Here is a 22,672-nt window from a genome sequence, read left to right on the forward strand (position 1 = left end):
TCGCAGGTGCCGAGACGGCTCAGCGCAGCCGCTCGAACCGGAAACCGGCGTCGCGGATGTGGGCGCTGAACCAGGCGCCATGCGACTCGGCCGTCATCAGCCCCGCGTACAGCCGCTCCGGCACGTCGAAGTAGCGGTAGACCGCACCGCCCGCGAATTCGATCTCCAGCACCCGCGCCCGTGGGTCGTAGCCCACGCTGCGCATCGCTTCCGACTCGACCTTCCGCCGCCGCATGCCGGCGATGGGAGCCGGGGCGGCGTTGGCGTGCCGTCAAAGAGTCGCGCGTCCGGCCAGTGCCGCCTGTCCGCGACGCATAGGGGCGCATCGAGTCGGGCGCGCAGCCACCTCCGCTCGTGGTGAGCTGTCGAACCCCAAGCGGGGCCCGCCACATAGCACACACCGGCATGCACAGCCGGACCCGACGCCGCTCGCGGCACGCCGCCGGCTACCGCCTACTCGAACGCGCCGTAGCCGTCGTGCGCCAGATTGTCGAAGCGCGTGTACTCGCCGAAGAACTTCAGCTTGATCGAACCGGTCGGACCGTTTCGCTGCTTGCCGATGATGACTTCGGCCAGGCCTTTGTCCGGCGAGTTCTCCTTGTTGTAGTACTCGTCGCGGTAGATGAAGATGATCACGTCCGCGTCCTGCTCGATCGCGCCCGACTCGCGCAGGTCGGCCATCACCGGACGCTTGTCGGTACGGGTTTCCAGCGAGCGGTTGAGCTGCGACAGCGCGATCACCGGCACGTTCAGTTCCTTCGCCAGCGCCTTCAGCGAGCGCGAGATCTCGGAGATCTCGGTCGCGCGGTTCTCGCTGTTGCCCGGCACCTGCATGAGCTGCAGATAGTCGATCACGATCAAGCCGAGGTCGTGCTCGCGCTTGAGGCGGCGCGCCTTGGCGCGCAGCACTTCCGGCGACAGCGCGGGGGTGTCGTCGATGAAGATCTTCACTTCCTTGAGCTGGCGGATCGCGCTGGTGACGCGGCTCCAGTCCTCGTCCTCGAGCTGGCCGGTGCGCAGCCGCGCGGCGTTGATGCGGCCGACCGAGGAGATCAGGCGCAGCGCGAGCTGGCTGGCCGACATTTCCATCGAGAACACCGCCACGGCCTTCCTGCTCTTGAACGCCGCGTACTCGGCCATGTTGAGCGCGAGCGTGGTCTTGCCCATCGACGGTCGCGCCGCGAGGATGATCAGGTCGGTCGGCTGCAGGCCGGCCGTCATCTCGTCGAACTCGGTGTAGCCGGTCGGCAGGCCGGTGACGCTGCCGCCGTTCTCGTAGCGCGTCTGCAGGACGTCGAACGCTTCCTTCAGCGCATCGTTCACCGCGACGAAGTCGCTGCGCCCCTTGGCGTCCGCCTCGGCGATCGCGAACACCTCCTGCTCGGCCTTCGCCAGGATCTCGCCGCTCTCGCGGCCGTTCGGCTGGAAGGCGTCGTTGACGATGCCGGTGCCGACCTCGATCAGTTTGCGCAGGATCGCCTTGTCGCGAACGATGTTGGCGTAGGCCTCGATGTTCGCCGCCGAAGGCGTGGTGCTGGCCAGCTCGATCAGGTAAGCGCCGCCGGCGACCTGTTCGGACAGGCCCTGCGAATCGAACCATTCGGTCAGCGTGACCGCATCGAACGGCCGGTTGCGGTCGGCCAGCTCGCGGATCGCGCGGTAGATGAGCTGGTGGTCGCGGCGATAGAAGTCGGACTCCGCCAGCAGCGAGGCGACGGTGTCGAACGCCTCCGGCGCCAGCATCAGGCCGCCGAGCACGGCCTGCTCGGCCTCGATCGACTGCGGCGGGATGCGGAGCTGTTCGACGCGGGCGTCGCTGCGGGTGTCGAAACGCTTGTCGGTTCGGTAGTCCGGGCGTGCGCTCATCGCGGTCTTGGCTCCCCTGGCAGGCGTCCGCGTCCTGCCTCAATGGACGGCCATCCTAGGCACTGCGGCTGTGGGTCCGCGACGAAAGATCCTGTGGAGCTCCTGTGGATAACCATCCTGCCCGCGGCCGGTCGCACCGGCTGAGATGGCACCGCCCGCACGCAAAAAGAACGGCGCCATCGCTGGCGCCGTTCCGGACCGCGGACGATGTGCCGTCGCGTCAGGCGGCTTCGCCTTCCACGATCACCTTGACGGTGGTTTCCACGTCGGCGTGCAGGTGCACGGTGACCTCGAACTCGCCGGTGCGGCGGATCGGGCCCTCGCCCATGATGACTTCCGACTTCTGGACCGGCGCGCCGGCCTTGGTCAGCGCCTCGGCGATGTCGCGCGGGCCGACCGAGCCGTACAGCTTGCCCTCGGTGGAGGCGTTGGCGTACACGGTGACGGTCATGCCTTCGAGCTTGGCCTTGCGCTGTTCGGCGTCCGACAGCAGGGCCTGCGCCTTGGCCTCGTACTCGGCGCGACGCTTCTCGAATTCGGCGACGTTGGCCGGCGTGGCCGGCACCGCCTTGCCCTGCGGCACCAGGAAGTTGCGGCCGTAGCCCGGCTTGACGGTGACCTTGTCGCCCAGGTTGCCCAGGTTGGTCACCTTCTGCAGAAGAATCAGTTCCATTGCGAAAACTCCGGATTCGTTAGCAGGCCCATGCCTGCAACTGGATCAGCTGTCCGAACGGACGGGGCGCGCGACGCCGGCTCCGCGGACGCGCCGCGGAGCACGGGAATCACGCGCGGTGGTTGTCGGTGTACGGGATCAGCGCGAGGTAGCGCGCGCGCTTGACCGCGGTGGCGAGCTGGCGCTGGTACTTCGACTTGGTGCCGGTGACGCGGCTCGGCACGATCTTGCCGGTCTCGGTGAGGTACTGGCGCAGCGTGTTGAGATCCTTGTAGTCGATCTCTTTCACGCCCTCGGCGGTGAACTTGCAGAACTTGCGGCGACGGAAGAACTTGGACATGGGTGCGATCCTCAGGCGGCTTCGGCGGTGTCTTCGGCGGACTCGGTGGTCTCGCCCTCGTCGTCGCGGCGGCGGCGCTCGCCACGCTCGGCCTTCTCGCCCTTCTCGTCCTTCGACTTCATGATCGCCGACGGTTCGGTCTCCGGGCCGTCGCGCTTGATGACGAGGTGGCGCAGCACCGCGTCGTTGAAGCGGAAGTTGTCGACCAGCTCGTTCAGCACGGCCTGGCTGCACTCGATGTTGAGCAGCACGTAGTGCGCCTTGACCAGGTGCTGGATCGGATAGGCCAACTGACGGCGGCCCCAGTCCTCCAGACGGTGGATCTTGCCCTCGCCGCCCTCGATCAAGCCCTTGTAGCGCTCGATCATGGCCGGCACCTGCTCGCTCTGGTCCGGATGGACCAGGAACACGATCTCGTAATGACGCATGGTGGTTTCCTTGTGGATGACGGCCGGGTCGCCCCGGCGGTTCAGCCCCCCGCGGCGACGCCACGGTGGAGCAAGGGCCCGTCCGGCGGACGGGAGCCGCAAATTATGGCAGTCCGGCGCGGCGACGGCAAACGGCAAGGGCGCTCACGTCGCGTACCGACGCCGGTCCGTAAGCTGGGACGCGATTCCCATGAGCAGTCCCATGTTCAACCTGAACGGCTTCCTGATCCGCCCCGACCGCGTCTGCCTCATCGCCCCGGTCAAGCAGGTCCCCGGCCAGGCCGAGTTCGCGTTCCGCGTCGTGCTCGACGGCGGCTACGAACACGTCTGCATCTGCTCCAGCCAGGAAGTGGCGGTCCGCTCGCGCCTTGCGCTGGTGGCCGCCTGCACCCGCGACGGGCCACAGGCCGAGCTGCCGGCGCCGCCCGCCTACGCCGCCCCAGCGGCCCGGCCCGCGATCGCCGCCGCCCCCGCCGCGCCGGTCCAGGCGGCGCACGGGACGGCTCCCGCGCGCACGCGCGGCAAGCCCCCGCGCCGCGCCGGCGCCCGGGTGAACTGAACCCAAGCGACCCCTGCGGTCGCTCCGCGCGCTTGCGAGCCGCCCTGCCGCGCGGCGCACGCGCTTCGTCCGCGGCACGACGCACCCGACGCCCGGAAGCGCAGCAACGGCCGGTGGTGCCCGGAGTGGGGATCGAACCCACATGGCCTTGCGGCCGAGGGATTTTAAGTCCCTTGCGTCTGCCAGTTCCGCCATCCGGGCGCGTGCATAGCCTGCATCAAGCGCGCGGTCGACTCCACCGCGGCCGCGACGCCGCCGCAAAAACGGACAAGCCGCGCGGCGCGCGGCTTGTCGTGTCGTGCTGGAGGCCTGGGTCGGAATTGAACCGGCGTACGCGGATTTGCAGTCCGCTGCATAACCACTCTGCCACCAGGCCGGTGACTGGTCGTCGTGGAAGACGCGAATGCATTCTTCCACAACCGTCCGCGTTCGGCACGCGCCTGCCGCAGACATGACAAGGCCCCGATACCGGGGCCTGTCGGAACACTGGAGCGGGAAACGAGACTCGAACTCGCGACCCCGACCTTGGCAAGGTCGTGCTCTACCAACTGAGCTATTCCCGCCTGGGACTGCACATTCTACGGATGGGCCGAACGCTGTCAACACTTGCTGCGCGTTCGGCGCTCACTCCGCCGATGCGCGCTCGGCGCGCAGCGTCGGCCACGCCGCGTAAAGATACGCGAAGCCGGACCACAGCGTCAGCAGCGCGGCGCCGGCGAGCAGCCATTCGCCGATGTAGAAGACCGGCAGGTTCGCGAACGGCTCGCGATACAGCAGGCAGACGAGCGCCACCATCTGCACGATGGTCTTGATCTTGCCGATGGTGGCGACCTTCACCTTCGCGCGCTGGCCCAGCTCGGCCATCCACTCGCGCAGCGCCGACACCGCGATCTCGCGGCCGACGATCACCGCCGCCCACAGCGCCATCCATTTGGTCGGATGCTGCTGCACGATCAGCAGCAGCGCGACCGCGACCATCAGCTTGTCGGCCACCGGGTCGAGGAACGCGCCGAACGCCGAGTACTGGTTGAAACGGCGCGCGATCCAGCCATCGAGCCAGTCGGTCACCGAGGCCAGCGCGAACACCGCGGCGGCGGCGAAGTTGGTCCACTTGTAGGGCAGATAGACGACCAGCACGAGCACGGGGATCAGCACGATCCTCAGCAGCGTCAGCAAAGTGGGTACGGTCAGCCTCATCCTTCGCTCCGTGCGCCCTGCGGGATGTCCAGTCCGTGCAGGGTCGCGTAGATCCGCTCGGCGAGCGCGGCATTGACGCCTTCGACGCGGGCGATCTCCTCCACGCCCGCCGCCTTCAGGCCCGCCAGACCGCCGAAATGCCGCAACAGGTTAGCGCGCCGGCGCGGGCCGATTCCGGGAATGTCTTCCAGACGGCTGGTCGCGCGCGCCTTCTGCCGCTTGCCGCGGTGGCCGGTGATGGCGAAGCGGTGCGCTTCGTCACGCACCTGCTGGATCAACTGCAGGGCAAGCGACTCGGGGCCGGGCCGGACGGTGCGCCCGTCGGGCAGCAACAGTTCCTCCTCGCCGGCCTTGCGCGCGGGCCCCTTGGCGACGCCCACCAGTGCGATGCCCTGGACGCCGTAGCCCTCCAGCACCGCCCTCGCCTGCGCGACCTGGCCGGCGCCGCCGTCGATCAGCAGCACGTCGGGCAGCACGCCGTTCTCCTCGACCGCGCGGCGGAAGCGTCGCTCGAGCGCCTGGTGCATCGCGGCGTAGTCGTCGCCGGGCGTGATGCCGGTGATGTTGTAGCGGCGGTACTGGCCGCGAACGGGGCCGTCGGCGTCGAACACCACGCATGAGGCGACGGTGGCCTCGCCCATCGTGTGGCTGATGTCGAAACATTCGATGCGCTGGGCGACGTCGGACAGTCCCAGCAGATCGCGCAGCGCTTCGGCGCGCGCGCGCTGCGCGGCGTGGCTGCCGCGCTCGGTGGCGAGCGCGATCTCGGCGTTGCGCCGCGCCAGGTCGACGTAGCCGGCGCGGTCGCCGCGCACGTTGCATTTGATCTGCACGCGCCGGCCGGCGGTGGCGGAGAACGCCTCTTCGAGCAGTTCGCGATCGGGGATGTCGCGATCGAGCACGATCTCGCGCGGCGGCGTCTGCCCGACGTAGTACTGGGAGACGAACGCCGCCAGCACTTCGGCCGGGTTGTCGCTGCCGTTGGTGCGCGGGAAGAACGCGCGCGTGCCGAGATTGCGGCCGTCGCGGAAGGCCAGCAGCATCACGCACGCCGCGGCGCCCTGCATCGCCACCGCGAGCGCATCGAGATTGGCGGCGCGGCCGTCGACGTACTGGCGCGCCTGCAGGGTGCGGATCGAACCGATCAGGTCGCGCAGGCGCGCGGCCTGTTCGAACTCGAGCTGTTCGGCGGCGCGCTCCATGGCGCGGCCGAGCTCGTCGGTGAGTTCGTCGCTGCGGCCGTCCAGCAGCAGGCACGCGCGGCGCACGCTCTCGGCGTACTCCGCAGGCCCGACCAGGCCCACGCACGGCGCCGTGCAGCGTCCGATCTGGTGCTGCAGACAGGGCCGCGAGCGGTTGCGGAACACGCTGTCCTCGCAACTGCGCAGCTTGAACAGCTTGTGCATCAGGTTGAGCGTCTCGCGCACCGCGGTGACGCTGGCGTAAGGCCCGAAGTAGCGTCCGGGAATCGCGCGCGGGCCACGGTGCATGGCGATGCGCGGCCATGCCTCGTTGGTCAGCAGCACGTACGGGTAGCTCTTGTCGTCGCGCAGCAGCACGTTGTAGCGCGGCTTGAGCGACTTGATCAGCTCGTTCTCCAGCAGCAGCGCCTCGGCCTCGGTGCGGGTGACCGTGACCTCCATCCGCGCGACCTGCGCCAGCATGGCCATGATGCGGGTGGGTTTGGGCGTGGCGTTGAAGTAGCTGGCGACGCGGTTCTTCAGCGCGCTCGCCTTGCCGACGTAGAGCACGCTGCCGTCGGCGGCGATCATGCGGTACACGCCCGGCGCGGTGCTGAGCGTGCGCACGAACGCCTTGCCGTCGAACGGCGGTTCGGCAGGCGGGGATTCGCTCATGCGCGCGGCCTCGGGCGGCGGCGCGGAAGGACCGGTCGGTGCATCGGGCATATCGCGCGTCAATGGCGGCGATTATGCGTCAGCGCAAGGGGACGGCCGTTCAGGTTCGATGCCGGCGCCGGATCGCGCGGGCACGCGCGGCGCGTTCAGACGAAGCGGCCGTCGAGCTCGCGCTGGAGGCGCCGCACGACGCCGTCGGCGGCGCGGTCCAGCAGGCCCCAGACGTGTTCGAAGTCGCGCAGTTCGCCGGTGTAGGGATCGGGCACTTCGCCGTCGGGCTCGACGCCGGCCCAGTCGAGCAGCAACGCGCTCTGCGCGCGCGCGTCGGCGGGCGTGCGGGCGCGCACCGCGCGCAGGTTGGACTTGTCGGCGCACAGCAGCCAGTCGAAGTTGCGGTAGTCCTGCGGCCAGAGCTGGCGGCCGCGCAGGCCGCTGATGTCCACGCCGTGGCGGGCGGCGGTGGCGATCGCGCGCGGGTCCGGCGGATCGCCGACGTGCCAGTGGCCGGTGCCCACCGAGTCGACCTTGACCCGCCCTGCCAGCGGCGAGGCCTCGATGCGGGCGCGGATGACGCCCTCGGCCATCGGCGAGCGGCAGATGTTGCCCAGGCAGACGATCAACAGTCGCATGTCAGGCATGTCAGATCGGTTCCTCTCGAAGACGGGCTTCGGCGCGGGCCAGGTCCTCCGGCGTGTCCACGCCCGGCGGGAACGGCGCCGGCGTCGGCGCCACCGCGATGCGCAGACCGGCTTCCAGCACGCGCAGTTGCTCGAGCGCCTCGATCCGTTCGAGGCGGCCCGGCGGCATGGCCGCGAAGTGTCGCAGGAAGCCGGCGCGGTAGGCGTAGATGCCGATGTGCCGCCACCAGTGGCCGCCCGCGGGCAAGGCGTCGCGGCTGCGCATGAAGGCGTCGCGCGGCCACGGCATCGGCGCGCGGCTGAAATAGAGCGCCTCGCCGCGCGCGTTCCAGACCACCTTGACCGCGTTCGGGTCGAGCAGGGTTTCGGCATCCGCGATCGGGCTGGCCAGCGTCGCCATCTCCGCGCCGCTGGCGGCCAGCAGTCCGGCGACCGCGCGGATGCCCGCGGCGGGCGCGAACGGCTCGTCGCCCTGCAGGTTCACCACCAGGGTGTCGTCCGCCCAGCCGGCGATGCGCGCGCACTCGGCGAGCCGGTCCGTGCCCGAGGCGTGCGCGGGCGAGGTCATCGCCACCCGCACGCCGTCCATGCGCACGGCCTCGGCGATGCGCTCGTCGTCCGCGGCCACCCACACCTCGCGGGCGCCGGCGGCGAGCGCGCGCCGCGCCACGTGCACCACCAGCGGCTCGCCGCCCAGCGGCCGCAGGGGTTTCCCCGGCAGGCGCGAGGCGGCGTAGCGGGCGGGAATGGCGACGACGAACTCCATGGGCGGCGGTCGGGCTGCGGAGGGCCCGCGAGTGTCGGGCAAACCGGCCGCCGCCGTCACCTGCCCGCAGCGGAGGCGCTGCGCTCGACCTCGCGCAGCCGGCCCAGCAGGGCGACCCAGAACGCTTCCGGCAACACCGCCCGCACCGGCACGCTGTAGAACGGACGGTGGCCGGCGAACGCCGCGCATTTCACCGCGTCCTTCTCCGTCATCAGCACCGGCAGCGGACTGCCGAAGGCGAGGTCGTCGGCGACGAAGGCGTGATGATCGGGAAACGCGTGCGGCACGATCGCGATGCCGAACCCGCGCAGCAGCGCGAAGAAGCGGTCCGGATCGCCGATCCCGGCCACGGCGTGCACCCGCTGCCCGGCGAAATCGGCCAGCGCGCGCGCACGCCCGCCCTGCACCGGCAACGCCTGATCGGCGATCAGCCGCAGCGGCCACACGCCGAAGCCGGCCTGCGCGCTGGCGTCGGCGCCGAGGTTCAGGACGCGGAAGTCGCAGCGTTCGGCGCGCTCCACCGGCTCGCGCAGGGGCCCGGCGGGCAACAGGCGGCCGTTGCCGTAGCGGCGGCGCGCGTCGACCACCTCGATCTCGATGTCGCGCGCGAGGCGGTAGTGCTGCAGACCGTCGTCGCACACCACCACGTCGCAGCCGGCCTGGCGCAGGGCGACGGCGGCGGCGGCGCGGTCGCGATCGACGCGCACGGGCGCGCCGGTGCGTCGCGCGATCAGCAGCGGCTCGTCGCCCACTTCCGCAGGGACGCTTTCGCGCTCCACCCAGCGCGGTTGCGCATCGACGGTGCGGCCGTAGCCGCGCGTGGCCACGCCCGGCGACCAGCCTTCCGCGCGCAGCCGCTCGACCACGGCGATGGTGAGCGGCGTCTTGCCGGTCCCGCCGGCGACCACGTTGCCGATCACCACCACCGGCACGCCCGGATGCCGCGCGCGCAGCAGACCGCGCGCGTACAGGGCGCGACGCAGCGCGGCCAGGCCGCCGTACGCCCCGGCGAGCGCACGGGCCGTCACCGGCACCGGCCCGGGCTGGTACCAGTAGTCGGGCGGACGCGCGTCCTTCACGCGGTCTGGCTCTCCCGGAACTGCATGCGGTGCAGGTGCGCGTACAGCCCGCCCTGCGCGAGCAGTTCGGCGTGCGTGCCGCGCTCGACGATGCGGCCGGCATCCATCACCAGCACCTGGTCGGCGTGCTCGATGGTCGACAGCCGGTGCGCGATGACCAGCGTGGTGCGGTCCGGCATGAGACGGTCGAGCGCGTCCTGCACCAGCCGCTCGGATTCGGTGTCGAGCGCCGCGGTGGCCTCGTCCAGGATCAGGATCGGCGCGTCCTTGAGCATCGCGCGCGCGATCGCGATGCGCTGGCGCTGGCCGCCGGAGAGCCGGCCGCCGCGCGCGCCGACCGGGCTGTGCACGCCGTCGGGCAGTTTCTCCACGAACTCCATCGCGTTGGCGCCGCGCACCGCGCGCTCCAGCGCGGCCGCGTCGACGTTCTGCATCTGGCCGTAGGCGACGTTGTCGGCGATGCTGCCGTCGAACAGCATCACCTGCTGCCCCACCAGCGCGATCTGCCGCCGCAGGTCCGCCAGCCGGTAGTCGCGCAGCGGATGGCCGTCGAGCAGGATCTCGCCCGACTCGGGCTCGTAGAAGCGCGGGATCAGCTTGATCAGGGTCGATTTGCCGCTGCCGGAGCGGCCGACGATGGCCGTCACCGTGCCGGGCCGCGCCACGAAGCTCACGTCCTCCAGCGCCGGCGTCGACTGGCCGGGATAGCGCGCACTGACGTGGCGGAATTCGATCTCGCCGCGCGCGCGCGCGAGCGTGCGGGTGCCTTCGTCGCGCTCGTCCTGGGCGTCCAGCACCACGAACAGGCGCTCCGCCGAGGCCACCCCCTTCTGCAGCATGTTCTGCACCGTGGTGAGCTGCTTCAGCGCCGGGATGATCGCCATCATCGAGGTCATCAACTGGACGAAGTTGCCGGCCGACAGGCGCCCGGCCATCGCCTCGCGCGCGGCGACCCACAGCAGCACCGCCAGCCCGATCGCGCCCATCACCTGCACCAGCGCCGAGGAGATGCTGCGCGTGGCCTCGACCTTCAGCGCCAGCCGCAGATGGGTGTCGGCCTGGGCGCGGTAGCGCATCATCTCGGCGTCCTGCGCGCCGTACACCTTCACTTCCTGATGGCTGCTCAGCGCCTGGTCGGCGTGCTGCAGCAGTTGCGCGCCGCTTTCCTGGATGCGGTGGGTGATCCGCCGGTAGCGCTTGCCGACCCGGTCCATCACCCAGGCCAGCGGCGGCGCCAGCAGCAGGATCGACAGCGTCACCTGCCAACTGATCCACAGCATCACCGCCAGCATCGCCACGACCTGCATCGACTGCTGCAGCATCACCTTCGCCGCGTCCACCGCGGCCTGCGCGACCTGGTCGCTGTCGGAGCCGAGGCGGATCAGCATCTGCGAGACCGGCTCGCGGTCGAAGTACGCGCCGGGCATGCGCAGCAGCTTCGACAGCACCGCGACCCGCTGGTCGCGCGCGATGCTGCGGCCCGCGCGCGCCATGCTGGTGTCGGTGAGGTAGCCGGCGATGCCGCGCACGAGGAACAGGCCGACGATCGCCAGCGGCAGCCACACCCCCACGCGCGGATCGCGCTCGACGAAGGTGCCGTCGACGATCGGTCCCATGAGGTAGGTGAACGCGCCGCCGGCCGCCGCCTCGATCAGCATGCCGAGCAGCGCCAGCGCGAGGAACGCGCGGTACGGCCGCGCGAAGCCGAGCACGCGGCGGTACGTCCGCCAGGGCGAGCCGCTTGCGGTCGTCACGGCGCGCTGCCGCCTGTGCGGACGTCGGGGGCGGTGGCGATCAGCACCCGCCGGAAACCGAGCTGGCCGAGCGCGTCGTAGGCGGTGACGACCGCCTGGTGCGGCGTGCGCGCGTCGGCGCGCAGCAGCACGGGACGATCGCGGTCGCTGCCGGCGACTTCGGCGAGCGTCGCCTTCAGCGACTCGGTGTCGCTGCGCAGGACCTCGCGATCCTCGACGAAGTAGTCGCCGTTCGCATTGACCAGCACGCTGAGCGCGCGCGTGTTCGCCGGCGCCGGCTCGCCGGTGGCGCGCGGCAGCTCCAGGCGCAGGATCGAGCGCGCATCGAACGTGGTGGTGATCACGAAGAAGATGATCAGCACCAGGATCACGTCGATCAGCGGGACCAGGTTGATCTCCGGCTCGTCGTCGCCGCGGTGGTCGCGGATGCGCATGGGTTACTCGAGCACCGGCTGCGGCTGCGGGACCGGACGCGCCACCGGGCGCTGCACCGGGTCGAGCACGTCGAGAAGCTGGATCGCCTCGTGCTCCATGTCGACGATGTAACCGGCGATGCGGCCGCGCAGCCAGCGGTGCGCCATCAGCGCCGGCACGGCGACGATCATGCCGGTCGCGGTGCACACCAGCGCCTTGCCGATACCGCCGGCGAGCTGGTTCACGTCGCCCACGCCGTGATCGAGGATGCCGAGGAACATGTCGATCATGCCGACCACGGTGCCGAACAGGCCGAGCAGCGGACCGGCGGCGGCGATCGTGCCGAGCGCGTTGAGGAAGCGCTCCATGCGGTGCACCAGGTGGCGGCCGGTGTCCTCGATGCGCTCGCGGATCACCTCGCGCGGGCGGTTGCGCACGTCGAGCGCGGCCGCCAGCAATGCGCCGAGCGGCGAGGTCGCGCGCAGGGATTCGATATGGGCCGGATCGAGCCGGCCGGTGCCGGCCCAGGCGCGCACCTCGCGGCCGAGGTTGGGCGGCAGCACGGCCACGCGCCGCAACGTCCAGGCGCGTTCGACGATGATCGCCAGCGCCGCGACCGCCAGCAGCAGCAGCGGGATCATCGGCCAACCGCCCGCCTTCACGAGTTCAAGCACTGCAACCTCCGGCCCGGCCTTACAGAGTCGGCCGATAGGATAGCCCAGCGTCCGCGCCCCACCCGTTCCGCCGGCGCACCGGCCCGGGCGCGACGTGTTCAGCGTACGCGACGCACGCGATCACGATTCCGGGGACGTTGGCGCCGCCCCGTCCGGCCGATCCGCCCGCCGCGCCGCGTCCCACCACCTCGGCGCGTGCCGCCGCTCGCCGGTCGCCGCCACGCCGTCGGCACCGACGCGCACGCGCACCGCACCTTCCCGCGCGGTATCCCACGTCGCCGCTCCGGTCGCGCGCCAGCGGGCGACGACGTCCGGCCGCGGATGGCGGAAGCGGTTGCCGAACCCGGTGGAGAGCAGCGCGAGCCGCGGCCGCACTGCGGCCACGAACGCCGGATCCGACGAGCCCGCGCTGCCGTGGTGCGGGACCAGCGCCACGTCGGCGCGCAGCGGTGCGCCCGCGCGCACGAGCGTGCGCTCGACCACATCGCCGATGTCGCCGGTCAGCAGCGCGCTGCCGTGGCGCCCGTCGATGCGCAGCACGCAACTGGACTCGTTGCGCAGGTACGGGAACGACGCGGGCGGATGCAGCACGCGGAAACGCACGCCGTCCCAGGTCCAGGCGTCGCCCGCGCGGCACGGGCGGGCGGCGTCGATACCGGCGCCGTCCGGCGCGCTCACCGCGGGCGCTGCGAACGCGCGCCGGACCGCGGGCCAGCCGCCGGCGTGGTCGTTGTCGGCGTGGCTGACCATCGCCAGGTCGAGCCGCCGCACGCCGAGCCCGCGCAGCGCGGGCACCACCGCGCGCTCGCCGGCATCGAAGCCGTCCTCGACCGCCGGGCCCATGTCGTACAGCAGCGTGTGGCCGGCGGTGCGGACGAGCACGGACAGCCCCTGCCCGACGTCGATCGCGACCACGTCGAACTCGCCTTGGGCGGGGAGCCGGCGGTCCGGCCACAGCAGCGGCAACCAGAGCAGGGTCGCCAGCACCTTGCCCGGCGTGCCGCGCGGCAGCAGCCACCAGAACGCCGCCAGCATCGCCAGCGGCAGCGCGAACGCGCGCGGCTCCGGCAGCCACCACACCGACAGCGGCGAGGCCGCGAGGCGCTCGAACAGCGGCCAGGACAGCTCGAAGCACCCTACCGCCGCCTGCCACGCCCAGGCGCCGAGCCCGGCGTGGATCGACTCCAGCCCCAACCCGAGCAGCGACAACGGCACCACGACCAGGCTCCACCACGGCACCGCGACGAGATTGGCGAACGGGCCCGCCAGCGACGCCTGCCCGAACAGCATGGCCGTCAGCGGCAACAGGCCCAGCGTCGCCACGCCCTGCGCCGACAGGAAGCCGCGCACCGGCGACTGCACGCCGGGCAGGCACCACAACAGCCAGGCGACCCCGAGAAAACTGAGCCAGAAGCCGGCGCCCAGCACCGCAAGCGGATCGGCCAGCAGCACGGCGATTGCCGCCAGCGCCAGCGTCTGCGACGCCGGCACCGCGCGCCGCGCCAGCCGCGCCGCGGCCACCACCGCGATCATCAGCAGCGTGCGCACGGTCGGCAGCGCGAAGCCTGCGACCGCGGCGTACGACAGGGCACCGCATGCAGCGCCGACGGCGGCCGCGATGGGCCGCCGCAGCCGGCGGCCCAGCGCGGGCCACGCCCACCAGACGCCGCGCACCGCCAGCGCGAACAGCCCCGCCACCAGCCCCACGTGGAAGCCGGAAATGGCGATCAGGTGGGTGAGGCCGTTGGCGCGCAGGACATCCCAGTCCTCGTCCGCGAGCGCGCGGGTATCGCCCAGCGCGAGCGCCTGCACGAAACGGCCGCGGCCTTCCGGCAGCGCGGCATCGATGCGCGCGGACATCGCATCGCGCCAGCCCTGCAGCCCCTGCGCCGGTTGCAGGCGCCGCGCCCGGTCGGGCCGACGCACATAGCCGGTGGCGGCGATGCGCTGGGCCGCGGCGTGCTTCTCGGAGTCGACGCCGCCGGGGTTGCGCAGGCCGCGGGGTGCGCGCACGCGCGCGTGCAGCGTCCAGCGCTCGCCCGCCCGCACGGCGGGCGCCGGTCCGTCATGGCCGTCGTACCACGACAGCCGCAGCACGCGGCCGCGCAGCGGCGGCGGCTGGTCGTCGGCGTCGTCCACCTCGAACACGAACCGCACGCGGCGCGCCTCGCGAACCGGCAATTCCACGACCGTGCCGCGCAGGGCGAGCTCACGGCGCTCCCAGTCGTGCGGGAGCTGCTGCGAAAGCGCGTGCGCGCCGTGCAGCGCGGCCCACCCCAGCCCGAGCAGCAGCGCGCCGGCGACGCGCGGCGCGCCGTGGCGGCGCAGCAGCGCGATGGCGACCGCGAGCGCCAGCAGCGCCATCCACGGCGGCGGCAGGCGCGGCAGCAGCATGCAGGCGGTCGTGCCCGCCAGCAGCGCGGCGGCGGTGGCCGGTCCGATCAGCGGCGTCCCTGCCGCCCCCTGCATCGCCGGTTACACCTCGTCGGGCGCGAGCGGGCGCAGTCGCCCCTCGTGCAGCTCGAGCACGCGATCGAGCCGACGCGCGAGCCGCCGGTCGTGGGTGACCATCACCAGGCTCGTCCCATGATCCCGGTTGAGCGCGAGCATCAGCTCGAACACGGTGGCCGCGGTGCGCTCGTCGAGATTGCCGGTCGGCTCGTCGCCCAGCACGCAGGCCGGGCGGTTGACCAGCGCGCGCGCCACCGCCGCGCGCTGGCGCTCGCCGCCGGACAGCTCGCCGGGCTTGTGATCGAGCCGATGACCGAGCCCGACCGCCTCCAGCAGCGCCACCGCGCGCGTGCGCGCCTCGGCCTGCGGGGTGCCGGTCAGCAGCACCGGCAGCATCACGTTCTCCAGCGCGGTGAACTCCGGCAGCAGGTGGTGGAACTGGTAGACGAAGCCGAGCGCGCGGTTGCGCAGCAGGCCGCGCTCGGCGTCCGACAGCGCGCTCATCTTCTGCCCGGCGACGAACACCTCGCCCTCGGTGGGCGTGTCCAAACCGCCCAGCAGATGCAGCAGCGTGCTCTTGCCCACGCCCGAAGCGCCGACGATCGCCACCGTCTCGCCTGCCGCCACCGCGAACTCCAGCCCGGCGAACACCGGCGTGCGCAGCCGGCCTTCGGCGTAGGTCTTGCCCAGGCGTTCGCAGCGGATCACCGCGGCCGTCGTCTCATTCATAGCGCAGCGCCTCCGCCGGCGCGGTACGCGAGGCGCGCCAGGCCGGATACATGGTGGCGACGAACGCCATCCCCAGCGCCACCGCGGCGGTGGCGATCACATCGGCGGCCTGCAGCTCGGTCGGCAGGCCGGTGATGTAGTACACGTCCTCGGGCAGCAACTGCACGCCGAGCACGCGCTCGATCAGCCCGAGGATGCGTTCGAGGTTGAGCGTGAGCAGGATGCCGCCGACCACGCCGAGCCCGGTGCCGATCAGGCCGATCAGCGTGCCCTGCACCACGAACACCTGCATCACCCCGCGCGGGGTGAGCCCCAGCGTGCGCAGGATGGCGATGTCGGCCTGCTTGTCGGTGACCAGCATCACCTGCGAGTTGACCAGGTTGAATGCGCCCATGCCGATGATGAAGGCGAGCAGGATCGCCATCACCGTCTTCTCCATCCGCAACGCGCGGAACAGGTTGGCGTTCTCGCTGGTCCAGTCGCTGACCCGATGCGCGCCGCCGAGGTCGATCGCCAGGTCGCGCGCGACGTCGGCGGCCTGGTCCATGTCGTGCAGGCGCAGGCGCACGCCGGTGACGCCCTCGCCCATGCGCAGCACGCGCTGCAGGTCGGCCATGTGCACGATCGCCAGGCCCTTGTCGAACTCGTTGTAGCCGGCCTCGAAGATGCCGCTGACCACGAACCGCTTCAGCCGCGGCGACAGCCCCGCCGGCGTGCTGCGGAAATCGGACGTCGTCACCAGCACGCTGTCGCCCACCGAAACGCCCAGCCACAGCGCCAGCTCGCGGCCGAGCACGATGCGGTACGCGCCCGGCTGGAGGTCGTCGAGGCGGCCTTCGACCATCTTGTCGGCCAGCACCGACACCTTGCGCTCCTCGCCCGGCAGCACGCCGCGCACCAGCGCCGGCTGGTTGCGCGCGCCGGAGACCAGCGCCTCCTTCTCGACGTAGGGCGCGGCGCCGGCCACGCGCGGATCCTCCATCGCCATGCGCACCGCCCGCGGCCAGTCCGCCAACGGCTCGCCGAACGCGCTCACCGTGGCGTGCGCGGCCATCTGCAGCATGCGGTCGCGGATCTCGCGCTGGAAGCCGCCCATCACCGCCATCGTCGTGATCAGGATGGCAACGCCCAGCGCGATGCCGACGATCGACGCCAGCGAAATGAAGGAAATGAAGCCGTTGCGGCGCTTGGCGCGCAAATAGCGCAGGCCGATGGCGACGGGAACCGGTGAGAACATGGCGGTCGTCTGCGAAAGGTCCGCTATGGTGCCATCGCCGGCGTCGTTTCCGGACGCGAGGCATCCGGTGCCGCCAGCCGGAGTTCACGCCGCGATGCCGCATCCAGCGTGTCCGGCCACCACTGCAGACGTTGCGTGCGCCCGCTCACGCGGACCACCAGGGTCGCCAGCGGACCGCGCCAGCGCAGCGCGACCGCCTCGGCGGCGATGTCGTCGATCAGCACGCCGGTCGGCGCGAACACGATCCGCCTTGGCGGTCGCCGCGCTTCCCGCCACGCCAGCCGGCCGCCGCAGACGACGGCGGCCAGCGCCAGCGGCCAGGCGGCCGCGTCCGGCATCTCGCTGGCGAGCACCGCCCATGCCCCCAGCGGACCGAGCGCCGCGAGCGCCGCGACCAGCAGTCGCGAAGGCCGCCAGTCGATGCGGCAGACGCGCGCGTCAGGCGGACAGGCCGCGGATCCGTTCGACCAGGTGCTGGAGTTCGGCATCGGGAGCGGCCTCATGGCCGAGGAACCAGCGCCAGAGCCTATCGTCCTCGCAATCCAGAAGCCTTAGGAAAACGCCGCGCTCGCGCTCGGACGCCGCCGCCCAGCCGCGCTCGAGCCAGCGTTCGAGAAGCTGGTCCAGCTCGCGCATGCCGCGGCGGCAGCGCCACCGCAACCGTTTCAGTTCGGCCTCTTCTCTCATCCGCGCAGCAATCCGTATCCGAGCACGCCCCACAGCGCCCACAACGCCAGCCCGCCGGCGAGATAGGCATAGAAGCGGTGCATCACCTTGTTGTAGGTGCAGTGGATCGCGCTGTGCACCACGCGCAGCGCGACGAACAGCCACGCCAGCGCGAGCGTAGCGGCGTTCACCTGGCCGCTCAGGTGCGCCACCGTCAGCGCGAAGTAGAACAGCACCGGCAGCTCGAACAGGTTGCGGAAGTTGTCCGCGCGGTTCGATTCGGTCAGGCGCGCCGCCGCCTGGATGGAGGTCGCCACCGCCTGCGGATGGATGCGCTCGCGCTTCATCTGGCCGATGCGCTGGAAGTACATCGCCCACCACACCACGAAGGTGAGCGCGGCCATCGCCAGGCCAGGGAGGAGAATGGCGTGGTTCATGAGCGGCCTCCGTCGGGAACCCGCGCATGATCGCCGGTTCGCGCCGCGGGAGGAATGGGAGCTGAGCTGGGGGCGGCGGTGCGGCGGGCCGATGGGCCCGGCCTGCGCCGGGGCGACGGCGATGTGCAGCGGCGTCGCGATCCGTCGACGGGGCGGCTCGCCTTCCGGCTCGTCATCCCGAACGCCGGGATCCATGTCCTGGCCGCCCGCCCCGACAGCGGGCGCCGACCGCCGCCGCCCTCAGGCGCGCCGCGCCAGCATCAGCTTCTTGATCTCCGCGATCGCCTGCGCCGGGTTCAGGCCCTTCGGGCAGGTGCGCGCGCAGTTCATGATCGTGTGGCAGCGATACAGCTTGAACGGGTCCTCGAGGTCGTCCAGGCGCGCGCCGGTGTCCTCGTCGCGGCTGTCGACGATCCAGCGGTAGGCCTGCAGCAGGATCGCCGGACCCAGGTAGCGGTCGCCGTTCCACCAGTAGCTCGGGCAGCTCGTCGAGCAGCAGGCGCACAGGATGCACTCGTACAGGCCGTCGAGCTTCTTGCGGTCCTCCGGCGACTGCAGGCGCTCGCGGTCCGGCGGCGGCGCGCTCTGCGTGCGCAGCCAGGGCCGGATCGAGGCGTACTGCGCGTAGAAGTGCGTCAGGTCCGGCACCAGGTCCTTCACCACCGGCATGTGCGGCAGCGGGTAGATCGGCACTTCCGCCTTCTCGCACGAATCGATCGCCTTGGTGCAGGCGAGCGTATTGGTGCCGTCGATGTTCATCGCGCAACTGCCGCAGATGCCTTCGCGGCAGGAGCGCCGGAACGTCAGCGTCGGGTCGATCTCGTTCTTGATCTTGATCAGCGCGTCCAGAACCATCGGACCGCACGTCGCCAGATCGACCTCGTAGGTGTCCACGCGCGGGTTCATCCCGTCGTCGGGATTCCAGCGGTAGATCTTGAACACGCGCACCCGCTTGGCGCCCGCCGGCGCCGGGAAGTGACGGCCCTTCTGGATCTGCGAGTTCTTCGGGAGGGTGAATTCGGCCATGGCCTTCTTCCGGGAATCGGGAATGGGGAGTCGGGAATCGGAGACGGATCGCTGCGCGATTCCCGTATCCCGTCAGTACACGCGCGGCTTCGGCGGGATCACGCTCACCTCGTCGGTCAGCGTGTACAGATGCACCGGGCGGTAGTCGATGCGGGTATTGCCCGCCTCGTCCACCCAGCACAGGGTGTGCTTGAGCCAGTTCTGGTCGTCGCGCTCCGGGAAGTCCTCGCGCGCGTGCGCGCCGCGCGACTCGGTGCGGTTTTCCGCCGAGACGATCGTCGCCAGCGCCTGACCGAGCAGGTTGGACAGCTCGTAGGTCTCGATCAGGTCGGAGTTCCACACCAGCGAGCGGTCCGACACCCGCACGTCGGCGAACATGGCGTTGATCTCGCGCATCTTGCGCACGCCGTCGGCCAGCGTCTCGCCGGTGCGGAACACCGCCGCGTCGGCCTGCATGGTGCGCTGCATGCGATCGCGGATCACCGCGGTCGGGGTGCCGCCGTTGGCGTTGCGCAGGCGGTCCAGGCGCGCGAGCGCGGCATCGCAGGCGTCCGCGGCCAGCTTCGGATGCGGCAGGCCCGGGCGGATCTGCTCGGCGCAGCGGTTGGCGACCGCGCGGCCGAACACCACCAGGTCGAGCAGCGAGTTCGAACCGAGACGGTTGGCGCCGTGCACCGACACGCACGCCGCCTCGCCGATCGCGTACAGGCCCGGCACCACCGCGTCGGGATCGCCGTTGCGCAACTGCACGACCTCGCCGTGGTAGTTGGTCGGGATGCCGCCCATGTTGTAGTGGACGGTCGGAATGACCGGGATCGGCTCCTTGGTGACGTCCACGCCGGCGAAGATGCGCGCCGACTCGGCGATGCCCGGCAGCTTCTCGTGGATCACCTCGGGGCCGAGGTGGGTCAGGTCGAGCAGGATGTGGTCCTTGTGCTCGCCGACGCCGCGGCCTTCGCGGATTTCGATGGTCATCGAGCGCGAGACCACGTCGCGCGAGGCCAGATCCTTGTACTGCGGCGCGTAGCGCTCCATGAAGCGCTCGCCCAGCGAGTTGCGCAGGATGCCGCCCTCGCCGCGCACGCCCTCGGTGATCAGGCAGCCGGCGCCGTAGATGCCGGTCGGGTGGAACTGCACGAACTCCATGTCCTGCAGCGCCAGCCCGGCGCGCAGCGCCATGCCGCCGCCGTCGCCGGTGCAGGTGTGCGCCGAGGTCGCGGAGAAGTAGGCCCGGCCGTAGCCGCCGGTGGCCAGCACCACGCCGTGGGCGCGGAACAGGTGCAGCGTGCCCTCGGCCATGTCGAGCGCCAGCACGCCGCGGCAGACGCCGTCGGCGTCCATGATCAGGTCGAGCGCGAAGTACTCGATGAAGAAGCGCGCGTCGTGCGCCAGCGACTGCTGGTACAGCGTGTGCAGGATCGCATGTCCGGTGCGGTCGGCGGCGGCGCAGGTACGCTGCGCCGGCGGGCCCTCGCCGTAGCGGGTGGTCATGCCGCCGAACGGACGCTGGTAGATCTTGCCTTCCTCGGTGCGCGAGAACGGCACGCCGTAGTGCTCGAGCTCGATGATGGCCGGGATCGCCTCGCGGCACATGTACTCGATGGCGTCCTGGTCGCCGAGCCAGTCCGAGCCCTTGATGGTGTCGTAGAAGTGGTAGCGCCAGTCGTCCTCGCCCATGTTGGCGAGCGCGGCGGAGATGCCGCCCTGCGCGGCGACCGTATGCGAGCGGGTCGGGAACACCTTGGTGATGCACGCGGTGTTCAGGCCCTTGGCGGCGAGGCCGAAGGTGGCGCGCAGGCCGGCGCCGCCGGCGCCGACCACGACGACGTCGTACTTGTGTTCGGTGATCTTGTAGGCGGTCGGCATGGTTCAGTTCCCCAGCGCGATGCGGACGATGGCGAGCACGCTGGCGAGTGCCGCGAGGACGTTGACGAAGATGTTGAGCAGCTGCGCGACCACCGCGGTCCACGGCGTGTGCACGTAGTCCTCGATGATCACCTGCAGACCGAGCTTGGAGTGCCAGAACGCGGCGATCACGAACGCGGTCAGCAGGGTGGCGTGCAGCGGCTGCGCGACGGTCGCGCGGATGGTGGCGTAGTCGTCGCCGATCCACGACAGCACCAGTCCGACCACATAGACCGACAGGACGGCAAGCGCCACCGCGGTCACGCGCTGGGTGATGAAGTGCTCGGTGCCGCTCTTGGCCGAGCCGAGACCGCGCGCGGTCTTGAGCGGGTTGCGCAGGCGGAAGCGGACGCTCATGCCCCACCCCGCTGCGTCATCGCGATCAGGAACACCAGCGCGGTCAGCACCAGGCTGCCGATCACCGACGCCCAACTGCTGCGCACGAAGCTCTCGATGCGGTAGCCGAAGCCCGCATCCTGCAGCAGGTGGCGGATGCCGTTGCAGAGGTGGTAGGCGAGCGACCACACCCAGCCCAGCAGCACCAGGAAGCCGAGCGGCGAGCGGAAGAAAGCGACCGCCTTCGCCCACGCGTCGGGCCCGGCAGCGAGCGCGAGCAGCGCCCAGGCGACGAGCAGGGCGCCGAGGCTGAGGACGATGCCGGTGGCACGATGCAGGATCGAGGTCACCATCTGCACCTGCCAGCGGTAGACGCTCAGGTGCGGTGACAGGGGACGTTCGCGTGTCGCCATGGGCGGTGCGTGTCTCGGCTGGGCGGCGGAGCCGCGTGGCAGGGGATGTGGCTGGAATCCGCGCGCTTCCTGCGCGCCGCGCGCCCGGGGACCGGGCCCGCGGTCCCGACGTGCCGGTGACGGACGCGGGTCAAAAATCGATGCAGCGGCCGTTCTTCTCCCAGTCGCCGTAGCGCGTCGGCTCCGGACCGTCGCGGCCGCCGATTTCTTTCGGCAGCGGCGCGGCCGGCGGCGTCGGCGCGGGGCGGGCCTCCGGTTCCGGCGTGTCGGCGGAGGCGTCGTCGGGTGAGGTCTGGCCTATCATCACGACGTTAAATTGTAGGCTTCGCCGTCCATGCCCGACAACCCGCAAACGCGGCCGGACAACGGTTCCGCGTCGGCCGCCCCCTTCTTTCGCCTGCAGTCGGCGCGGATCCTCGCGCTCGCCGGGCGCGATGCGGTCGCCTTCGCCCACGCGCAGTTCATGAACGACGTCGAGGCGCTGCCCGACGGCCACTGGCAGTGGAACGGCTGGCTGACGCCGAAGGGGCGCGTGATCGCCCTGTTCGCGCTGCTGCGGCTGGAGGGCGAGACGCTGTGGGCGCTGCTGCCGGATGCGGACGCCTTCGCGCTCGCCGAACGGCTGCAGCGCTTCGTGTTCCGCCGCAAGGTCGCGATCGCGGTGCGCGAGGATCTGCAGGTCGCCGGCGCGTTCGCGGCGCCCCTGCAGGCGGAGGGCAGCCGCTGGGCCGGCACGCAGGCGGACGGCATCGAGCTCGACCTGGGCGGCGCCGGTGGGCCACGCACGCTGCGCATTGCGCCCTCCGCCGCCGCGGCCGTCGACGAGGACGCGGAGGCGCACTGGATCGCCGCCGACCTGCGGCACGGTCTGCCGCACCTGCCGGTCTCGCAGGCCGAGCACTGGACCCCGCAGCAGTTGTCGCTCGAGCGCCTGCGCGCCTTCAGCGTGAAGAAGGGCTGCTATCCGGGACAGGAAATCGTCGCCCGCACCCATTTCCTCGGTCAGGCCAAGCGCGGACTGGCGCTGTTCGAGGCCGACGCGCCGCTGGCGCCGGGGCACGAGGTGCGCGAGGACGACACCGTGTTCGGCACCGTCATCGCCACCGCGCGCGACGGCGCCGCGCACGTCGCGCTGGCGGTCGGACCGCTCGACCGCGAGCCGGCGCGGCCGCATTGCGAAGGCATTCCGCTGCGCCTGCAGGCGCTGCTGGGCGGACTCGCGCGCTGA

At 71.4% G+C, this 22,672-nt stretch carries 26 protein-coding genes and 3 tRNA genes; 2 read left to right on the forward strand and 27 right to left on the reverse strand.

The features are described from left to right. Positions 1-19: 19 nt before the first annotated feature. The 5 genes from FQY64_RS01275 to rpsF form a co-directional block, all read right to left on the reverse strand. The gene (locus tag FQY64_RS01275) at positions 20-235 is read right to left on the reverse strand and encodes a KTSC domain-containing protein (protein WP_146471899.1); all 216 of its coding nucleotides are present in this window, start codon (positions 233-235) and stop codon (positions 20-22) included. A 218-nt stretch (positions 236-453) separates the two neighbouring features. Next, entirely contained in the window at positions 454-1,866 is a 1,413-nt protein-coding gene (locus FQY64_RS01280) for a replicative DNA helicase (protein ID WP_146471900.1), read from the reverse strand. A 220-nt stretch (positions 1,867-2,086) separates the two neighbouring features. Next, complete coding sequence (gene rplI, locus FQY64_RS01285; RefSeq protein ID WP_146471901.1) at positions 2,087-2,539, reverse strand: 50S ribosomal protein L9; 453 nt, start codon at positions 2,537-2,539, stop codon at positions 2,087-2,089. A 109-nt stretch (positions 2,540-2,648) separates the two neighbouring features. Next, positions 2,649-2,879, reverse strand: coding sequence for a 30S ribosomal protein S18 (gene rpsR / locus FQY64_RS01290; protein WP_146471902.1), 231 nt, complete (start codon positions 2,877-2,879; stop codon positions 2,649-2,651). An 11-nt stretch (positions 2,880-2,890) separates the two neighbouring features. Beyond that, a complete protein-coding gene (gene rpsF, locus FQY64_RS01295; RefSeq protein ID WP_146471903.1) occupies positions 2,891-3,307 on the reverse strand; it encodes a 30S ribosomal protein S6 in 417 nt (138 codons plus the stop codon). A 190-nt stretch (positions 3,308-3,497) separates the two neighbouring features. Between rpsF and FQY64_RS01300 the strand changes: the two genes are divergently transcribed. Beyond that, complete coding sequence (locus FQY64_RS01300) at positions 3,498-3,866, forward strand: hypothetical protein (protein WP_146471904.1); 369 nt, start codon at positions 3,498-3,500, stop codon at positions 3,864-3,866. A 114-nt stretch (positions 3,867-3,980) separates the two neighbouring features. On the opposite strand, the gene FQY64_RS01305 is transcribed toward FQY64_RS01300, so the two are convergent. From FQY64_RS01305 to FQY64_RS14980, 22 genes are all read right to left on the reverse strand, one after another. Then, a tRNA-Leu gene (locus FQY64_RS01305) sits at positions 3,981-4,067 on the reverse strand. Between the two features lie 101 nt (positions 4,068-4,168). After that, positions 4,169-4,242 (reverse strand) — tRNA-Cys (locus FQY64_RS01310). 111 nt (positions 4,243-4,353) lie between these two features. Then, positions 4,354-4,429, reverse strand: a tRNA-Gly gene (locus tag FQY64_RS01315). Between the two features lie 61 nt (positions 4,430-4,490). Continuing rightward, positions 4,491-5,063, reverse strand: coding sequence for a CDP-diacylglycerol--glycerol-3-phosphate 3-phosphatidyltransferase (gene pgsA / locus FQY64_RS01320; protein ID WP_146471905.1), 573 nt, complete (start codon positions 5,061-5,063; stop codon positions 4,491-4,493). Then, on the reverse strand, positions 5,060-6,919 hold the full coding sequence (gene uvrC, locus FQY64_RS01325; protein ID WP_146471906.1) for an excinuclease ABC subunit UvrC: 1,860 nt from the start codon (positions 6,917-6,919) through the stop codon (positions 5,060-5,062). The genes pgsA and uvrC overlap by 4 nt, the downstream gene beginning before the upstream one ends. A gap of 146 nt (positions 6,920-7,065) precedes the next feature. After that, a complete protein-coding gene (locus tag FQY64_RS01330) occupies positions 7,066-7,548 on the reverse strand; it encodes a low molecular weight protein-tyrosine-phosphatase (protein WP_146472004.1) in 483 nt (160 codons plus the stop codon). Between the two features lie 10 nt (positions 7,549-7,558). After that, complete coding sequence (gene kdsB / locus FQY64_RS01335; RefSeq protein WP_146471907.1) at positions 7,559-8,323, reverse strand: 3-deoxy-manno-octulosonate cytidylyltransferase; 765 nt, start codon at positions 8,321-8,323, stop codon at positions 7,559-7,561. A 56-nt stretch (positions 8,324-8,379) separates the two neighbouring features. Further along, entirely contained in the window at positions 8,380-9,402 is a 1,023-nt protein-coding gene (lpxK, locus tag FQY64_RS01340) for a tetraacyldisaccharide 4'-kinase (protein ID WP_146471908.1), read from the reverse strand. After that, positions 9,399-11,156 (reverse strand): lipid A export permease/ATP-binding protein MsbA, encoded by a 1,758-nt coding sequence (msbA, locus tag FQY64_RS01345; protein ID WP_146471909.1) that lies wholly within the window; start codon positions 11,154-11,156, stop codon positions 9,399-9,401. Before msbA ends, lpxK begins: the two co-directional genes overlap by 4 nt. Continuing rightward, the gene (locus FQY64_RS01350; protein ID WP_146471910.1) at positions 11,153-11,590 is read right to left on the reverse strand and encodes an ExbD/TolR family protein; all 438 of its coding nucleotides are present in this window, start codon (positions 11,588-11,590) and stop codon (positions 11,153-11,155) included. Before FQY64_RS01350 ends, msbA begins: the two co-directional genes overlap by 4 nt. Positions 11,591-11,593: 3 nt before the next feature. Continuing rightward, entirely contained in the window at positions 11,594-12,244 is a 651-nt protein-coding gene (locus tag FQY64_RS01355) for a MotA/TolQ/ExbB proton channel family protein (RefSeq protein ID WP_146471911.1), read from the reverse strand. 120 nt (positions 12,245-12,364) lie between these two features. Next, complete coding sequence (locus tag FQY64_RS01360) at positions 12,365-14,713, reverse strand: DNA internalization-related competence protein ComEC/Rec2 (protein ID WP_146471912.1); 2,349 nt, start codon at positions 14,711-14,713, stop codon at positions 12,365-12,367. Between the two features lie 6 nt (positions 14,714-14,719). After that, positions 14,720-15,424 carry a lipoprotein-releasing ABC transporter ATP-binding protein LolD gene (gene lolD, locus FQY64_RS01365; RefSeq protein ID WP_146471913.1) on the reverse strand — a complete coding sequence of 235 codons (705 nt, stop codon included), beginning with the start codon at positions 15,422-15,424 and terminating at the stop codon, positions 14,720-14,722. Continuing rightward, on the reverse strand, positions 15,417-16,661 hold the full coding sequence (locus tag FQY64_RS01370; RefSeq protein WP_146471914.1) for a lipoprotein-releasing ABC transporter permease subunit: 1,245 nt from the start codon (positions 16,659-16,661) through the stop codon (positions 15,417-15,419). The genes lolD and FQY64_RS01370 overlap by 8 nt, the downstream gene beginning before the upstream one ends. A 23-nt stretch (positions 16,662-16,684) precedes the next feature. Beyond that, on the reverse strand, positions 16,685-17,164 hold the full coding sequence (locus FQY64_RS01375; protein ID WP_244942397.1) for a hypothetical protein: 480 nt from the start codon (positions 17,162-17,164) through the stop codon (positions 16,685-16,687). Continuing rightward, positions 17,100-17,348 (reverse strand): FAD assembly factor SdhE, encoded by a 249-nt coding sequence (locus FQY64_RS01380; protein WP_146471915.1) that lies wholly within the window; start codon positions 17,346-17,348, stop codon positions 17,100-17,102. Before FQY64_RS01380 ends, FQY64_RS01375 begins: the two co-directional genes overlap by 65 nt. Then, positions 17,345-17,764: an MAPEG family protein gene (locus FQY64_RS01385; RefSeq protein ID WP_186760820.1), complete on the reverse strand. Its 420-nt coding sequence runs from the start codon at positions 17,762-17,764 to the stop codon at positions 17,345-17,347. The genes FQY64_RS01380 and FQY64_RS01385 overlap by 4 nt, the downstream gene beginning before the upstream one ends. 240 nt (positions 17,765-18,004) lie before the next feature. After that, complete coding sequence (locus FQY64_RS01390) at positions 18,005-18,790, reverse strand: succinate dehydrogenase iron-sulfur subunit (protein WP_146471917.1); 786 nt, start codon at positions 18,788-18,790, stop codon at positions 18,005-18,007. A 72-nt stretch (positions 18,791-18,862) separates the two neighbouring features. Then, positions 18,863-20,656, reverse strand: a complete 1,794-nt coding sequence (sdhA, locus tag FQY64_RS01395; RefSeq protein WP_146471918.1) for a succinate dehydrogenase flavoprotein subunit — start codon at positions 20,654-20,656, stop codon at positions 18,863-18,865. A 3-nt stretch (positions 20,657-20,659) separates the two neighbouring features. Then, on the reverse strand, positions 20,660-21,052 hold the full coding sequence (gene sdhD, locus FQY64_RS01400) for a succinate dehydrogenase, hydrophobic membrane anchor protein (protein ID WP_146471919.1): 393 nt from the start codon (positions 21,050-21,052) through the stop codon (positions 20,660-20,662). Continuing rightward, positions 21,049-21,444, reverse strand: coding sequence for a succinate dehydrogenase, cytochrome b556 subunit (gene sdhC / locus FQY64_RS01405; protein ID WP_146471920.1), 396 nt, complete (start codon positions 21,442-21,444; stop codon positions 21,049-21,051). Before sdhC ends, sdhD begins: the two co-directional genes overlap by 4 nt. A gap of 130 nt (positions 21,445-21,574) precedes the next feature. Further along, on the reverse strand, positions 21,575-21,898 hold the full coding sequence (locus FQY64_RS14980; RefSeq protein ID WP_244942398.1) for a DUF1674 domain-containing protein: 324 nt from the start codon (positions 21,896-21,898) through the stop codon (positions 21,575-21,577). Here FQY64_RS14980 and ygfZ point away from each other — a divergent pair. Further along, positions 21,779-22,672: a CAF17-like 4Fe-4S cluster assembly/insertion protein YgfZ gene (gene ygfZ, locus FQY64_RS01415; protein WP_146471921.1), complete on the forward strand. Its 894-nt coding sequence runs from the start codon at positions 21,779-21,781 to the stop codon at positions 22,670-22,672. The genes FQY64_RS14980 and ygfZ overlap by 120 nt on opposite strands.

The sequence above is a fragment of the Vulcaniibacterium thermophilum genome (assembly GCF_007923255.1).
Taxonomy (GTDB): domain Bacteria; phylum Pseudomonadota; class Gammaproteobacteria; order Xanthomonadales; family Xanthomonadaceae; genus Lysobacter_F; species Lysobacter_F thermophilum.

Excerpts from the sequence above, each read along its gene's own strand:
- rpsF (WP_146471903.1), bottom strand. The coding sequence starts at position 3,307 with ATGCGTCATTACGAGATCGTGTTCCTGGTCCATCCGGACCAGAGCGAG.
- lolD (WP_146471913.1), bottom strand. The coding sequence starts at position 15,424 with ATGAATGAGACGACGGCCGCGGTGATCCGCTGCGAACGCCTGGGCAAG.
- sdhC (WP_146471920.1), bottom strand. The coding sequence starts at position 21,444 with ATGGCGACACGCGAACGTCCCCTGTCACCGCACCTGAGCGTCTACCGC.
- FQY64_RS01300 (WP_146471904.1), top strand. The coding sequence starts at position 3,498 with ATGAGCAGTCCCATGTTCAACCTGAACGGCTTCCTGATCCGCCCCGAC.
- pgsA (WP_146471905.1), bottom strand. The coding sequence starts at position 5,063 with ATGAGGCTGACCGTACCCACTTTGCTGACGCTGCTGAGGATCGTGCTG.
- ygfZ (WP_146471921.1), top strand. The coding sequence starts at position 21,779 with ATGCCCGACAACCCGCAAACGCGGCCGGACAACGGTTCCGCGTCGGCC.
- rplI (WP_146471901.1), bottom strand. The coding sequence starts at position 2,539 with ATGGAACTGATTCTTCTGCAGAAGGTGACCAACCTGGGCAACCTGGGC.
- FQY64_RS01360 (WP_146471912.1), bottom strand. The coding sequence starts at position 14,713 with ATGCAGGGGGCGGCAGGGACGCCGCTGATCGGACCGGCCACCGCCGCC.
- FQY64_RS01385 (WP_186760820.1), bottom strand. The coding sequence starts at position 17,764 with ATGAACCACGCCATTCTCCTCCCTGGCCTGGCGATGGCCGCGCTCACC.
- FQY64_RS01330 (WP_146472004.1), bottom strand. The coding sequence starts at position 7,548 with ATGCGACTGTTGATCGTCTGCCTGGGCAACATCTGCCGCTCGCCGATG.
- FQY64_RS01275 (WP_146471899.1), bottom strand. The coding sequence starts at position 235 with ATGCGGCGGCGGAAGGTCGAGTCGGAAGCGATGCGCAGCGTGGGCTAC.
- FQY64_RS01375 (WP_244942397.1), bottom strand. The coding sequence starts at position 17,164 with ATGAGGCCGCTCCCGATGCCGAACTCCAGCACCTGGTCGAACGGATCC.
- sdhA (WP_146471918.1), bottom strand. The coding sequence starts at position 20,656 with ATGCCGACCGCCTACAAGATCACCGAACACAAGTACGACGTCGTCGTG.
- FQY64_RS01350 (WP_146471910.1), bottom strand. The coding sequence starts at position 11,590 with ATGCGCATCCGCGACCACCGCGGCGACGACGAGCCGGAGATCAACCTG.
- kdsB (WP_146471907.1), bottom strand. The coding sequence starts at position 8,323 with ATGGAGTTCGTCGTCGCCATTCCCGCCCGCTACGCCGCCTCGCGCCTG.
- sdhD (WP_146471919.1), bottom strand. The coding sequence starts at position 21,052 with ATGAGCGTCCGCTTCCGCCTGCGCAACCCGCTCAAGACCGCGCGCGGT.
- FQY64_RS01380 (WP_146471915.1), bottom strand. The coding sequence starts at position 17,348 with ATGAGAGAAGAGGCCGAACTGAAACGGTTGCGGTGGCGCTGCCGCCGC.
- uvrC (WP_146471906.1), bottom strand. The coding sequence starts at position 6,919 with ATGAGCGAATCCCCGCCTGCCGAACCGCCGTTCGACGGCAAGGCGTTC.
- rpsR (WP_146471902.1), bottom strand. The coding sequence starts at position 2,879 with ATGTCCAAGTTCTTCCGTCGCCGCAAGTTCTGCAAGTTCACCGCCGAG.
- FQY64_RS01280 (WP_146471900.1), bottom strand. The coding sequence starts at position 1,866 with ATGAGCGCACGCCCGGACTACCGAACCGACAAGCGTTTCGACACCCGC.
- FQY64_RS01370 (WP_146471914.1), bottom strand. The coding sequence starts at position 16,661 with ATGTTCTCACCGGTTCCCGTCGCCATCGGCCTGCGCTATTTGCGCGCC.
- FQY64_RS01390 (WP_146471917.1), bottom strand. The coding sequence starts at position 18,790 with ATGGCCGAATTCACCCTCCCGAAGAACTCGCAGATCCAGAAGGGCCGT.